Annotated in this window: 9 protein-coding genes; 5 read left to right on the top strand and 4 right to left on the bottom strand. The window is 75.2% G+C overall.

Annotated elements, in window-relative coordinates:
* Positions 1–371 precede the first annotated feature (371 nt).
* The gene (locus ACYQ02_RS06520) at positions 372–1,655 is read right to left on the bottom strand and encodes an ROK family transcriptional regulator (protein WP_460039636.1); all 1,284 of its coding nucleotides are present in this window, start codon (positions 1,653–1,655) and stop codon (positions 372–374) included.
* Between the two features lie 447 nt (positions 1,656–2,102).
* Between ACYQ02_RS06520 and ACYQ02_RS06515 the strand changes: the two genes are divergently transcribed.
* The 5 genes from ACYQ02_RS06515 to rbsK all read left to right on the top strand — a co-directional run bounded on the left by ACYQ02_RS06515 (position 2,103) and on the right by rbsK (position 7,829).
* On the top strand, positions 2,103–2,990 hold the full coding sequence (locus ACYQ02_RS06515; RefSeq protein WP_460039635.1) for an AAA family ATPase: 888 nt from the start codon (positions 2,103–2,105) through the stop codon (positions 2,988–2,990).
* A 205-nt stretch (positions 2,991–3,195) separates the two neighbouring features.
* On the top strand, positions 3,196–4,533 hold the full coding sequence (locus ACYQ02_RS06510) for an XdhC family protein (RefSeq protein WP_460039634.1): 1,338 nt from the start codon (positions 3,196–3,198) through the stop codon (positions 4,531–4,533).
* Positions 4,530–5,537, top strand: a complete 1,008-nt coding sequence (locus ACYQ02_RS06505; RefSeq protein WP_460039633.1) for a pseudouridine-5'-phosphate glycosidase — start codon at positions 4,530–4,532, stop codon at positions 5,535–5,537. Before ACYQ02_RS06510 ends, ACYQ02_RS06505 begins: the two co-directional genes overlap by 4 nt.
* A 158-nt stretch (positions 5,538–5,695) precedes the next feature.
* A complete protein-coding gene (locus ACYQ02_RS06500) occupies positions 5,696–6,766 on the top strand; it encodes a carbohydrate kinase family protein (protein ID WP_460039632.1) in 1,071 nt (356 codons plus the stop codon).
* Between the two features lie 124 nt (positions 6,767–6,890).
* Positions 6,891–7,829, top strand: coding sequence for a ribokinase (gene rbsK, locus ACYQ02_RS06495; protein ID WP_460039631.1), 939 nt, complete (start codon positions 6,891–6,893; stop codon positions 7,827–7,829).
* 252 nt (positions 7,830–8,081) lie between these two features.
* Here rbsK and ACYQ02_RS06490 read toward each other — a convergent pair whose 3' ends face one another.
* From ACYQ02_RS06490 to ACYQ02_RS06480, 3 genes are all read right to left on the bottom strand, one after another.
* Positions 8,082–10,277: a CocE/NonD family hydrolase gene (locus ACYQ02_RS06490; protein ID WP_460039630.1), complete on the bottom strand. Its 2,196-nt coding sequence runs from the start codon at positions 10,275–10,277 to the stop codon at positions 8,082–8,084.
* Positions 10,278–10,432: 155 nt separating this feature from the next.
* A complete protein-coding gene (locus ACYQ02_RS06485) occupies positions 10,433–10,804 on the bottom strand; it encodes a hypothetical protein (protein WP_460039629.1) in 372 nt (123 codons plus the stop codon).
* A 57-nt stretch (positions 10,805–10,861) separates the two neighbouring features.
* Complete coding sequence (locus ACYQ02_RS06480; RefSeq protein WP_460039628.1) at positions 10,862–13,597, bottom strand: long-chain-fatty-acid--CoA ligase; 2,736 nt, start codon at positions 13,595–13,597, stop codon at positions 10,862–10,864.
* Between the last annotated feature and the right edge of the window lie 27 nt (positions 13,598–13,624).

Below are 13,624 nucleotides of genomic sequence, written 5' to 3'. Positions count from 1 at the left end.
CTCCTCCCGGGGCATCTTCTGGCCTCAGCGTGCTTGCGCGATCTGTCGTTGGTGCCACCTCGTGCCTGGTCCCGGCCGGGGCACCGGGGCCACCCGGTGACGGGCCAGGGGCCGGGGCCACGCGGCACCGGGCCAGGGCTGGGTCGGGGCCACGTGGCGCTGAGCCAGGGGCCGGGTCGGGGCCACGTGGCCTCTCCGGTGCGGGCCGTGCGGGGGCCGGGCGGGAACCACGCCCCTCTTGGGCACGGGCGGGGGCGGGGGCCCCGCTCCTCTCCGATGCGGGCCGGGCGGGGGAAGCGGGGCCTGGCACGGGCTTCGCCGACCCCTCCCCCGGCGCCCCCCGGCGGCTTCCGGCGGCCGGTCCCGCCGGCTCAGCCGGTTCCACCCCCTTGACGGGCCCCGCCGGCTTCCACCGCCCCGCCGGGGGGTGCCGTTCCTCCCGGCGTGCCGGCGGCCGTGACGGCCCCCGGGGCGAAGGGCGGCTCAGCCCCCGTCATGAAAGGCGATTGGAACAGGCCCTGCAAGGCGAGCAGGGCGGCCCCGCGGGCCACGCTGGAGCGGCCCAGCTGGGTCGTGGTCACCCTCACCTCCCCCGCGCCGAAGCGGCGGCGCGCCAGCTCCCGGCGGGCGGCCGCCAGAAAGGCCGGGCTCTGGATGGACCGCCCGCCCAGCACCACCACCTCGGGGCTGATGAGATTGGCCAGGATGGCCAGCCCGGCCCCCAGCGCCCGGCCGCCGCGGGCCAGGGCCTGGCGGGCCAGGGGGTCGCCGGCGGCTTCGGCCGCCAGCAAGGCAGCAAAGTCGTCCACCGGCGGTGCCGCCGGCCGCCGCGTCCGGTGGGCCTGGAACCACGCCACCATGGCGTCGGTGGAGGCGATGGCCTCCACGCACCCCCGGCGCCCGCAGGGACAGGGAGGGCCGCCCAGTTGAACGGGGCAGTGGCCCAGCTCGCCGGCGCCGCCCTCGCCGCGGTAGAGCTGGCGATCGAGGATGAGGCCCGCCCCCACCCCGGCGTCGGCCAGGACGAAGACCAGGTTGCGGCATTGGGGATGGGACAGCACCGACTCCGCCAGGGCCCCGGCGTTGGCGTCGTTCTCGACCCACACGGGAACGTGGAACCGCTCCGCCAGCAGGTCCCGGAGGGGCACGTAGGACCAGCCGCGGAAGTTGGGCGGCTGGATCACGGTGCCTGCGGTGACGTCCAGGGGGCCGGGAACGCCCACGCCGATCCCGCGCAGGCGCCCGGGCTCGACCCCCGCTTCCCGCAGCAGCCCGTCGGCCATGGCGGCAAGGCGGCTGACGTCGTGGTCCGCCGTCTCGCCCCGTGGCCGTTCGGCCTGGGCCCGGACGTTCCCCTGGAGGTCGTTGAGCACCACGGCGATGCGGTCCCGGCCGAGCTCGGCACCCAGGACGAACCCGGCTTCGGCCCGGAGGCGCAGCCGCACGGCATGGCGGCCGCCGGTGGCCTGCTTGGGGCCTTCCTCCACCAGCCCGTCCTGGATCAGCTGGTCGACCAGGCGCGACACGGTGGGGAGGGCCAGCCCCGCCTGGCGGGACAGTTCGGCCCGGGAGAGGGACTGCTGGCGCAGCAAGGAGAGGATCAGGGTGCGGTTGTGCAGGCGCAGAAGCTCCGGCCGGCCCGAAGGGGCCGGCAACCCCGCCTCCCTGGGTTGTCTTCCCGGCCTGCGTGCCATGGTGCCTGGGATGGCGCCTCCCGGGACGCCCTCGTCCCCGCCCGCCCGGCGGGTGGGGGATGGGGCAAGATAGTTAGTTACAGTTAATAAGTTATTGCGGCCGGCGCCGGTTTCCTGCTGAAGAACCCGATCCGTCCGGTTCCGCGCCAGGGGTGGCCCGGCAGGGGGGGCATCGGGGGTGTTCGGCCGGGGGGCCGCACCGGGGCCCCCCGCCCAGGGCGTGCACCGCAGGCCCCGACCCGGGGGCCCGCAGGGCGACTCCCCGCCAAGGGTGCCGCACTGAGGGGCCTGGACTGGAGGTCCCGCACCGGCGGTCCCGGATCGGGGGGAATCCGGCCGCCGGCGGCGAATCGCCTCCCCATAGGTGCGGCGGTCTGGGAAGGCTGACATCGCGGGAGGGACGCGGGGGTGCACGAGGCCGTCCAGGAGATCCTGGCCAAGCTGGAAGAACGCGGCTACATCGGCGATCGCTCCATCGCCACGGCGATCCACCTGGCGATCCGCCTGGAGAAGCCCCTGCTGATCGAAGGGCACGCCGGCGTGGGCAAGACGGAGATCGCCCGGGTGATGGCCGACGTGCTCAGCACCGACCTGATCCGCCTGCAGTGCTACGAGGGCCTGGACGCGGCAGCCGCCCTCTACGAATGGAACTATCCCCGCCAGCTGCTGCGGATCCGGATGCAGGAGGGCGACCGGCGGGACGTGGGGGAGCGGGAGGCGGAGATCTTCTCGCCGGAGTTCCTGCTCAAGCGGCCACTGCTCGATGCCATCACCCGGGAGGACCGGGCCCCGGTGCTGCTGATCGACGAGGTGGACCGGGCCGACGAGGAGTTCGAGGCCTTCCTGCTGGAGGTGCTGGCCGACTTCCAGGTCACGATCCCCGAGCTGGGCACCATTCGGGCCCGCCACCGGCCCTTCGTCGTGCTCACCTCCAACCGGGTGCGGGAGCTCTCCGAAGCCCTGCGGCGGCGGTGCCTGTACCTCTGGATCGGCTACCCCGACTTCGCCAAGGAGACGCGGATCGTGGAGGCGCGGCTGCCGGGCATCAACCGGCGGCTGGCGGAGCAGATCGTCCGGTTCATCCAGCAGCTTCGCACCCTGGGCCTGAACAAGCCGCCGGGGGTCGCCGAGACCCTGGACTGGGCCCGGGCCCTGGTTGCCCTGCACCGGGACGAGCTGGACGAGGAGACGGTGGAGGCCACCATGGGCTGCGTCCTCAAGCACGTGGAGGACGTGGAGCGCCTGGGCCGGGGCGAGCTCCAGCGGATCCTGGCCGCCGTCCGCGGCGGGGCGTGACGGGCGCGGAACCGCGGGCCGGGGAAGCCGCGGGAAAACGCCGCGGGGGGCTCTGGGGAACCCGACCCCGCCCCCCGGGCCTGCGACCGCAGGACGGCCATGGGGTCGCCAGAGGGCCGGTGCGCGCGGCATCGCTCCGGTTCGGCACCGCTCCGGCGGCAGCGAAGGGCCGGGGCCGGCCCGGCAAAGGGAGAGGGGTGGGATCATGGATGCCGTGACGGCCGCCATCGCCGCGGCCCTGCGGGAGGGGCGGGCCGGGGCGGTGGCCACCATCACCCGCACCCGGGGCTCGACCTACCGCAAGGCGGGCGCCCGGATGTGGATCCCCGCCGCCGGCGATCCGGTGGGCAGCCTGAGCGGCGGCTGCCTGGAGGGTGACGTGGTGGCGGTGGCGGCGGAGGTCCTCGCCACCGGCCGCCCCCGGCGGGTGGGATACGATATGACGGCGGACGACGACGCGCTGTGGGGTTTGGGCCTGGGCTGCAACGGGGCGGTCGAGGTGCTGATCGAGCCGTTGCAACCCGGGCTCGGATCCATCCTCGCGCGGCGGGAGGCGGGAGAGCGCCTGGCGCTGGTGGTGCCCCTGCCGCCCCTGGAACCGCGGGACCCGATGGGGGCGGGCCCGGGGCCGGCGGGCGGTGGCGAGGCGGGCGGGCCCGGTGCCGGTTCCCGGACGGACGAACCCGGCCCCGGCCCGGCGTCGGGCTGCGGCACGGGGTGGCCGGGCGCCGGGCCCCCGGTGGAACTGGGCGGCGGGGCGGCGCCGCCGGCCGCCGCGGCCCGAGACGGGGACGGCGGCGGCCGGTCGCTGGTGGTGGCGGCCGGCGGCGGCACCGAGGGCTCCCTGGGAGATCCGGCGCTGGATGCCCGGCTGGCGGAGCTGGCCCGGGAGTGGCTGGCCGCCGGCCGCACGGGTACCGTGGCCCTCGAGGGGGCGGGCGAGTTCTTCATCGAGGCCGTGCTGCCGCCGCCGGTGCTGCTGGTCTGCGGGGCCGGGCACGACGCCCTGCCCGTGGTGGAGGCCGCGGCGCCGTTGGGTTACGAGGTGGTGGTGGTCGACAGCCGGCCGGCCTTCGCCCGGGCCGAGCGGTTCCCGAAGGCCCGGAGGGTGGTCCGCTGCCACCCGGAGGACCTGAACCAGGCGGTGACCCTGGACGACCGCACCTTCGTGGTCATCATGACCCACAACTTCCTGCAGGACGCGGGGTTTCTGGCGGCCGTCGCCCGCAGTCCCGTGCGGTACATCGGGCTGCTGGGCCCCCGGCGCCGGGCGGAACGGTTGCTGGACGAACTCCGCCAGCGGGGAATCGAACTGGCGGCGGAAGAGCGGGCCCGCCTTCACGCCCCCGTGGGCCTGGACATCGGCGGCGAGTCGCCAGAGGAGATCGCCTGCAGCCTGCTGGCGGAGATCCAGGCGGTGCGGTACGGCCGCCCGGCCGGGTTCCTCCGCGACCGCCAGGGCCCCATCCATCCGCGCGAGGGTGAGGCGGCCCCGACCGACGGTGAGGCGGCCCCGACCGAGGAGGAGCGACTGCGACGATGACGACGGCGACGCCCCAGTTCGAACTGGGCGATGAGGTGCGGGAGGCCCTGCGCGGGGGACGGCCCGTGGTGGCCCTGGAGTCCACCATCATCGCCCACGGCTTTCCCTACCCCGACAACCTGGACATGGCCCTGGCCGTCGAGGAGGAGGTGCGGCGAGCGGGGGCCGTCCCGGCCACCGTGGCGGTGCTGGACGGCTGCCTGCGGGTCGGGTTGAACCGGGCAGAGCTGGAGCGGGTGGCCAAGAGCCCGGATCTGCCCAAAGCCTCCATCCGGGACCTGCCGGTGCTTTGCGCCCTGGGCCGCAGCGCGGCGACCACCGTGGCGTCGACGGCCCAGGTGGCGGCCTGGGCGGGCATCGACGTGTTCGTCACCGGGGGCATCGGGGGGGTGCACCGGGGCTGGGGCCAGACCTTCGACATCTCGGCCGACCTGCCGGCCCTGGCGAGGCTCTCCCTGGTCGTCGTCTCGGCGGGTGCCAAGACGGTGCTCGACGTGGCGGCCACCCTGGAGTACCTGGAGACCCATGGGGTGACGGTGCTGGGCTACCGGACCGGCGAGTTCCCCGGCTTCTACCTGCGCTCGACGGGGTTGCCGGTGGATGCCCGGATCGAGTCGGCCGCCGAGGCGGCGGCGGTGCTGCGGGCCCGGCGGGCCCTGGGGCTGCCGGGCGCCGTGCTGGTGGCCAACCCGATCCCGCCGGAGGATGCCCTGGATCCCGAGGCCTTCGCCGGCTGGTTGGCCCAGGCCGAGGCGGACCTGGCCGCCGAAGGGGTCAAGGGCAAAGCGGTGACGCCCTTCCTGCTGGCCCGGCTCCACGGGCTGAGCGGCGGCCGGACGGTGGCGGCGAACCGCGCCCTGGTGCTCAACAACGCCCGCCTGGGCGCCGCCATCGCGGCGGCGCTGGCGGGCACGGCCAACGGGGGGCCGGCGGCCGGCGAGAAGGCGGTGCCGGCCGGCGGCCGGGCGGGCGGCCGCCCGGGAGGGCGGCCCGCGGTCCGGTGAGCGGCGTGGGGTGGAAGCCGGATCGAAGCCCCGAATCCGGCGCCGGGCCGGAGGGGGCGGCGGCCGCGGGGACCGCGACCGGTGCGGGGACGGGGCCCGGCGGGGACCGAGCCCGCCCCGCCGGGCCACAGCGGGAGGCGGGCCAGCCGGGGGCCCGGGTGGCGGGTGCGGGCCCGGCCGGTGGTCCCCGCCGGCACGGGCCGGTGGTGGTGGCCGGGGATCTGGTCCTCGACCTGGTGGTGCGGGTTCCCGAGACCTTGCACCGCGGCAGCGACACCTGGGGCGCCCTCCATCCCCGCCAGGGCGGATCCGCGGCCAACACCGCCGCCTGGCTGGCCCGCCTGGGGCTGGAGGTGGTGTTCGCCGGCCGGGTGGGCCGGGATCCCCTGGGGCGGGCGCTGGCGTCGTCCCTGGCGGCGGAGGGCGTGGTCGTGCGGGTGGTGGAGGACCCCCAGCTGCCCACGGGCGTGATCCTGGCGCTGGTGGAGCCGGACGGGGAGCGGTCCATGGTGATCGGGCCGGGCGCCAACCACCGCCTGGACCCGGCGGATCTGCCCGAGGGGCTCATCGAAGAGGCCGGCTTCCTCTACCTGACGGCCTATTCCTTCGTCTGGCCCCAGGCCCGGGAGGGGGCGGGCGCCGCCCTGGCCCGGGCCCGGCGGGCGGGGGTGCCGGTGGCCGTCGATGCCTCGTCGGCGGCCCTGCTGGCCCGGGAAGGGCCGGCCGAGCTGGCCGGCCGGTGGCAGGGGGTCCACTGCCTCTTTGCCAACGAGGAGGAGGCCCGGGTGCTGGCCGGCGTAGCAGGGCCGGAGGCTGCGGCCCGGCTGGGCCGGTTCGTCCCCGTGGTGGGGGTGAAGGCCGGCGCCCGGGGCGCCTACGGCCGGGCCTGGGGCCGCCCGTGGCAGGTGGACGCCCTGCCGCTGGCCCAGGTCGTCGACACCACGGGGTGCGGGGATGCCTGGAACGCGGGGATGCTGGCCGGCTTGCAGGCGGGGTTGCCGGCGGAGGCCGCGGCCCGGCTGGGCGGTTTCGTCGCCGCCTGGGTGGCGGCGCGGCCGGGGGCCGTGCCGCCGGGCTGGACGGAAGCTGACCGGCGGGCGGCCTGGGCCTACGCCTGGGACGCCGCGCAAGGCCTGGCGGGACGGGGGAGCCCGGCGGGAGACGGCGGCCTTCGCCCTGCCGGGGACGCCGGCGGCAAAGGCGCGGGTGGGTCGCAGGGGAGCCGGTGATCTCCGCCGGCTGGGCCGGCCCCCCGCCGGGTGGGCCCGTCGTCCGCCGGGTGGGCCTGCCAGCAGGGCGGATCGTTGAGCAGCCGGGATCTCGAATCCGTGGGGAATCCGTGGGGGCATGGGCGTGAGCACGGCGAAGGGTGCGGGCAAGGCGACGGTGGCGGTGGCCGGCAGCCTCAACATGGACCTGGTGGTGGTCTGCCGGCGGGCGCCGCGGCAGGGGGAGACGGTGGCGGGAGAGCGGTTCTTCACCGCCTGCGGCGGCAAGGGGGCGAACCAGGCCGTGGCCGCCGCCCGGCTGGGGGCGGCGGTGGCGATGCTGGGCTGCGTCGGCGACGACGCCTTCGGGGACCAGCTGCGGGGTGCCCTGGCCGCCGAGGGCATCGATACGTCCGGCGTGCGCCGGGTGCCGGGTCCCAGCGGCATCGCCGCCATCACCGTGGAGGAAGGCGGGTCCAACCGGATCGTGGTGGTCCCCGGGGCCAACGCCCAGTTCCGCCGGCTTGACGAGTCCGACCGGGAGCGGATCGCCGCGGCCCGGGTCCTTCTGCTCCAGCTGGAGTCGCCCTTCGAGGTGGTGGAACAGGCCGCCCAGGTAGCCCGGGCGGCGGGGGCGACGGTGATCCTGACGCCGGCCCCGGTGCCCGACGGGCCGCTGCCCCCGGGGCTCCTGGAGGCGGTGGACTGGCTTTTGCCCAACGAGCAGGAACTGCAAGCCCTGACGGGGCTCGGCAGCCGGCGGGATCCGGAGGCCATCGAGCAGGCGGCCCGGCGGCTGGGAGGCGGGCGGATCCACGTGGCCGTCACCCTGGGCGAGCGGGGCTGCCTCTACGTGCCCCCGGCGGGGCCGGCGCGGGCCGTACCCGCCCTGGCCGTGCAGGCCGTCGACACCACGGCGGCGGGGGACACCTTCGCCGGCGCCCTGGCCGTGGCCCTGGGAGAAGGCCGCCCGGTCTCCTGGGCGCTGGGGTTTGCCACCCGGGCGGCGGGGCTCGCGGTCACCCGGCCGGGCGCCCAGCCGTCCATGCCGGTCCGGGCGGAGGTCGACGCCCTCGAGGGGTGAACGGGGGTGGCGGGCCGCCCCCGGCAGCCGCTGCTTGCAGCCCACGTTAAAGAAGGCGGCGGAGGGCGTCCGGCGTGCCCTCCGCCGCCTGTCGCTGGTGGCCCCGGTACGGGAGGCACCGGCGGCTTCCCCGGATCCGGCGTGTCTTCACGGCCCACAGCGGCCCGCCGCCCGTAGCACCCTACGGGCCGCGCCAGCGGCGCCCGCGGGCCTGATGGGCCGGCCCTCGCCCGCGGCTCTGGCCCCGCTCCGTCACGGGGCCCCGGTCCCGCCGGGGATGCACCGGACGCCCACCTGGGCCCCGCACGGCAGCTCCGGCCCCAGCTTGACGCCCGTCAGCGGCACCACGGGCAGCAGGATCCGCGACGGGTGCTGGGGGTCGTGGTAGATGGTGTTGATGGACGGCACCCGCCGCGGCACGTAGAGATAGTAGCTGTCCAGCAGGGGCGGCGCGTGGACCTTGACGACCAGCCGGTGCCCGGGCCGGAAGACGTGCCCGACGGGGAAGACCTCGATCAGGTACTCCTCGATCTGGCCGGGCGTCACCAGCTCGGCGTTGGTGTGGGGGTGATGGGGCCGGTACAGGACCCCGCCGGCGTAGTCGCTCTGGCTGTAGTCCACCGCCCGGTGGGCCGCCCGCAGAAGGCCCCGCTGCAGGTAGCTGCGGCTGCCGTCGGGCCCCTCGTCGATCAACTGGACGAACAGCTCGGTGTCCGGCGCCGTGGTGGAGAGGTAGAGGGTGGCGGTGATGGGGCCTGCCACCAGCGTCGGCCGGGTGAAGGGCGCGCTGCGGTACTCCACCTCGTCGGGCAGGTGGGCGGTGGTCAGCGGCGGCCCCACCGACGGCCCCAGCTGGTAGCTCCACGACTGGCGGCCGGGCCCGGACAGGTAGCGGGCCGGTTCTTCCGGCCGGGTGGGCGGGTCGGTGGAGAGGCGGCCATCCCCGCGGAGGTACCAGGGGGTCCAGCGGGTGTCCTCCAGGGGGAAGGTGCGGGAGACCTTCCGGCCGTTGGAGACCAGGGTGTCACCCTGCCGGTGCATCTCCAGCAGCGTGACCACGGAGGTGCGGTCCTGGCTCAAGGTGCCGAAGCCGCCGTCGATGCCCCGCAGCCAGTGGTCCATCCAGGCCAGGCGATCCTTCCACACTTCCGGCGGGTCCATCTGGGTGCCGTGGACGCCGTTGGTCAGCACCAGGCGCTTGGGCACGCCCTGGACCTTCTCCCACAGGTGGGCGGGGCCCCGGGGACCCGTCTGCTCGTCCTGGTAGGCGCCGGTGATGTGGATCGGCACCCGGATGCGGTCGGCGTAGGTGATCAGGGAGCGGGACCGGTACCAGTCGTTGTCGGTATCGGCGGCCAGCCCCTGGAGGATCGGGTCGTCGGCCAGGTTGCGCCGGTGGGAGGCCACGTTCTGGGCGCAGACGGGGTCGGCGGCCAGCACGCCCGGCGCCACGCCGCCGCCCAGCTCGTAGGCCGGCCGGATGATGCCCGTCCACAGCAGCGGGAAGCCGTAGTTGGAGACGCCGCCGGGGTAGACGATGCCCCGGTACAGGTCGTCGATCAGGCCGGAGACCGTGACGGCCACCAGGTGGGGCGGCTGGGTGGCGGCGACCATGAAGCCCGTCAGCCCGCTGTAGGAGTGGCCCATGATCCCCACCTTGCCATTGGACCAGGGCTGGCGGGCGATCCACTCGATCAGCTCGCGACCGTCCAGGGCGGTGCGCCAGCTGAAGAGGTCGAACTCGCCCCCCGAGCAACCGGTGCCCCGGATGGAGGCGTGGACCGTCACGTAGTGCTCGTTGAACATCCAGGTCAGCTGGGTGCGGCTGTCGGCCACCCCGGCGATGGTGGTCCCGCTGGACGAACCGCCGTCGTAGCCGTCCATGAGGAAGATGGCGGGGTACTTGCGCCCGGGCACGTAGCGGTCGGGCATCCGCACGTTGACGGCGATGAGCACGCCGTCGCTCATCCGCACATACCCGGTGGGCGCGGCTTCCGCCGGCCGGGGCCGGGGAAGGAGGGTGGCCGCGGCCGCCAGGCCCAGGGCGGCCGCCGGTGCCGTCAGGGTCGCCAGGTTCCTCGCCGCCGGGAGGACCGGGCCGGCAGGGACCAGCACGGAGGCCAGCCAGGCCAGCAGGGCGACGGCGGTGCCGGCCCGGCGACGGCGGCCGGCCCGAGCCGCGAGGGGGGTCCGGCCGCTGGGGCCGCTCCCCGAGCCAGTGCGGGTCAAAGCCCAGCGACCCAAGGCGGGCCGGCGTCCGATCGCCCCGGGGGTCCCGGGGCCACCCTGGGTGGCGGCGCCGGGGCGGGCCGGCATGCCCTCCCCCTCGGAGCGCTCCGCGGCCACCGCAGCCCGTGCCGGGACGAACCGGACGAACCGGCTCCCACCCGCCCGCCCGCCACCGTCCTGCGGGCCGGCGGCAGCGGCCAGCTCTCGTGCGGATCGCATCCTGCGATCCCTCCCCGTGACGCGAGATGACCCGGTCCACCCTCCCAGGCCCCGACCCTCCCCCAGCGGCCGGGGCACCCGCCAGAGCCGCACCGGCTCAAGCCGGCGCGGCTCTGGCCCGTCGACCCTGCCCCTTTTACGGGCCCCCGGCGGGGCTAACCAAGCCGTTCCACGGCTTCCCGCAACCGGGCCACCTCTCGCTCCAGCCGCTCGAGCCGCCGCAAGAGCTCGGGGTCGGTCCCCGTGGCGGTGGCCTGCTGGCGCTCCCGCTGCCGCTGAGAGCGCCAGCGCTGGACCCGCTCGTAGATCAGGAGCAACGACGGATCGCCCACCACGGCGTCGATGAAGGCGTCGGCGAAGGTCTCCCGGTAGCCCGGGATGCCGTGGTCCTTCCCGTAGAGCAGGTGCTTCTCGACCAGCTTGGGGATCTGGGGGTTGTTGGGGCCGCCGCTCTGGCGGAAGAAGGCCTGGATCCGTTCCTCCATGGTCATGCGGCGGCCGTTGCTTGCCCCGTTGCTGGACCGCATGATCTCACCTCCCGGCCGGCCCGGCCGGCCCTGCCCGGTGCCGGGCGGCGACCGTCGCTAGCGGAACCACTTGCGCCAATCGCCTTCGCCGCCGTCCTCGCCATCGCGGCCGGGGCCCCCGGTCTGCCAGAGCTCCTGGGGCGTGACGACCCGGGCCGGCGGGTCGCCGGCCCGGGGGGCGGCGCCGGCACGCCCGGCCGTCTCACCCCCATGGGGCCCGGCCGCCGGCTCCAGAGCCGGCGGCTGCAGGCCGGAAGGGGCCCCACCGCCGGTTCCGCCGGCCGGTTCGTCCGCGCCGGATGCCCGGGACGAGCCGGCCGTCCCGGCCCCCGTGGCGCCCTTGGGGTTCCCGGTCGCCCCGGCCACCCCGGCCGCCCCGGCCGCTCTGACCGCTTCGCCGGCCGGCTCCGCCTCCGGGGCGTCCTCCGGCTCGGCCGCCGCCGTAGCCCCTCCGCCGGGGGCCCGGGAGGCGCCGGCCGGAGCCGCCGTCGCCCCCGCCGCCTGCTTCTTGCGCTCCTCTTCCAGCAGGGCCCGGCGCAGCACCTTGCCGATCAACGTCTTGGGCAGCTCGCTGCGGAACTCCACGGCCCGGGGGACCTTGTACTTGGCCAGGCGCTGGCGGCAGAACTCGATGATCTCCTGCTCCGTCGCCGTCTGCCCGGGCTTGAGGACGACGAAGGCCTTGACCATCTCCCCCCGGTAGGGGTCGGGTGCGCCGATGACGGCCGCTTCCAGCACCTTGGGGTGCTCGTAGAGGACCTCTTCCACCTCGCGGGGGTAGACGTTGTAGCCGCCGCTGATGATCATCTCCTTCTTCCGGTCGACGATCCGGAAGAAGCCGTCCTCATCCATGGTGGCGATGTCGCCGGTGTAGAGCCAGCCGTCCCGCAGGGTGCGGGCCGTCTCCTCCGGGCGGTTCCAGTAGCCCTTCATCACCTGGGGACCGCGGATGATCAGCTCACCCACCTCGCCGGGGCCCAGCACCTGCGTCCCCGTCTCGATGTCGACGATGCGGGCCTCGGTGTCGGGCACCGGCAGCCCGATGGTCCCGTTGCGCTTGTTGGCATCGGGCGGGTTGGCGTGGGTGACCGGCGACGCCTCGGTTAGCCCGTACCCCTCGACCAGCTGGCCGCCGGTGCTGGCCTCGAACCGCTCCTGGACCTCCAGGGGCAGGGGCGCGGCGCCGCTGACGCAGGCCTCGATGGACGAGACGTCGATCTTGTGGAACTTGGGATGGTTCATCAGCGCCACGTACATGGTGGGCACGCCGGGCACCATGGTGGGCCGGTACTTGGCGATGGCCTTGATCACCATCTCCGCCTCGAACCGGGGCAGGGGAACCATGGTGCACTGCAGGGCGATGGCCAGGTTCATCACCGTGGTCATGCCGTACGAGTGGAAGAAGGGCATGACGCCCAGGATCACCTGCTGGTGGGCCTCATCCCAGCGGCCCCGCAGGGTCCACTCCGCCGTCTGCAGCACGTTGGCCACCAGGTTGCGGTGGGTCAGCATGGCGCCCTTGGCCGTGCCGGTGGTGCCGCCGGTGTACTGGAGCAGCGCCAGGTCTTCGGGGCCCACCTGCACGGGCGGGGGCACCGCCGGTGCCTCCTTGAGGAGGCGGGTGAACCAGAGGACACCTTCCTCCCGGCCGATGGTGACCCAGCTGCCGTCCCGCTTCGCCTTGAGGGGATAGAGCCGCCGCAGCAGGGGCGACATGAACTCGTTGATCCGGGTGACCAGCACCCGCTCGACGGGCGTGGCATGGACCACCTGCCGCACCGTGGGGTACATCAGGTCCAGGGCGACGATGACCCGGGCGCCGCTGTCGTTGAGCTGGAACTCCAGCTCCCGGGGGCTGTAGAGGGGGTTGCAGTTGACGACCACGGCCCCCGCCTTCAGCGCACCGTAGTAGGCGATGACGAACTGGGGGCAGTTGGGCATCATCAGGGCGACCCGGTCCCCCGGCCGGATCCCCAGGTTGGCCAAGACCCGGGCGAAGCGGTTGGCCAGCTGGTTGAGCTCCCCGTAGCGCATGGTCCGGCCGAAGAAGTGGATCACCGGGTGCCGGGGCCGCATCTCCGCCGCCCGCTCCAGCAGGCGGTGGAGGGGGATGTCCGGGTAGTTGAGGTGGGGCCGGACCCCCGCGGGGTAGTACCGCAGCCAGGGCCGCTGCCGGATCTCCTCCTCGGAGACCAGCTCCGTGGCGTGGAAGCTGGCCTCGGCGGCCGGGGCGGCCGGATGGCGCCGGCCCCGCCGGCGGCGGGCGGCGGCGGACGAAGCCGGCCCGGCGGCCCCCGTCCCGGGGCCGGTTCCTCCGGTGCCGTGGGCCTGGCCGTTCAACATCGCCGGGGTCAGGGGCGCCGGTTGCCAGGCGACCATCAGCGACCCGCCGAGGATCCCCAGGATCGCCCCGACGAACAGCCCGCCCAGGGCGCCGAAGATCGAGACGATGGAGAACAGGATGACCAGGATGCCCAGGTAGGTCGACGCCGCGGGCAGCAGGTATCCCGCGATGGCCGTGGCGATGACCAGGCCCGAGAACAGGTACCCCAGGAAGATCAGCGTGTCGGGCAGGAAGGCAAAGGGAAACAGGTTGAGGGGCATCCACAGGATCAGGAAGCCCGCGATCAGGCTGATGGTGGCCCCCCAGAAGGGCCGGCTTGCCTTCCAGGCCCGGAAGCCGCCGGGCCGGGCCGCGGGCACGGCTCCCGGCGACCCGCCGGGGCCGGCGCCCACCGCACCGGCGCCGCCGGTTCCTCCCGCCGGTTGGGCGGTGGCAGGATGCGTGGACATGCGGTTTCACCCCTCCCGCTCGCCTTG

The organism is Thermaerobacter litoralis (genome assembly GCF_054654595.1).
Note: the sequence above shows the minus strand (reverse complement) of the source record. Positions and strands in the feature narration are given on the sequence as shown.

Excerpts from the sequence above, each read along its gene's own strand:
- ACYQ02_RS06510 (WP_460039634.1), top strand. The coding sequence starts at position 3,196 with ATGGATGCCGTGACGGCCGCCATCGCCGCGGCCCTGCGGGAGGGGCGG.
- ACYQ02_RS06505 (WP_460039633.1), top strand. The coding sequence starts at position 4,530 with ATGACGACGGCGACGCCCCAGTTCGAACTGGGCGATGAGGTGCGGGAG.
- ACYQ02_RS06490 (WP_460039630.1), bottom strand. The coding sequence starts at position 10,277 with ATGCGATCCGCACGAGAGCTGGCCGCTGCCGCCGGCCCGCAGGACGGT.
- ACYQ02_RS06485 (WP_460039629.1), bottom strand. The coding sequence starts at position 10,804 with ATGCGGTCCAGCAACGGGGCAAGCAACGGCCGCCGCATGACCATGGAG.
- ACYQ02_RS06480 (WP_460039628.1), bottom strand. The coding sequence starts at position 13,597 with ATGTCCACGCATCCTGCCACCGCCCAACCGGCGGGAGGAACCGGCGGC.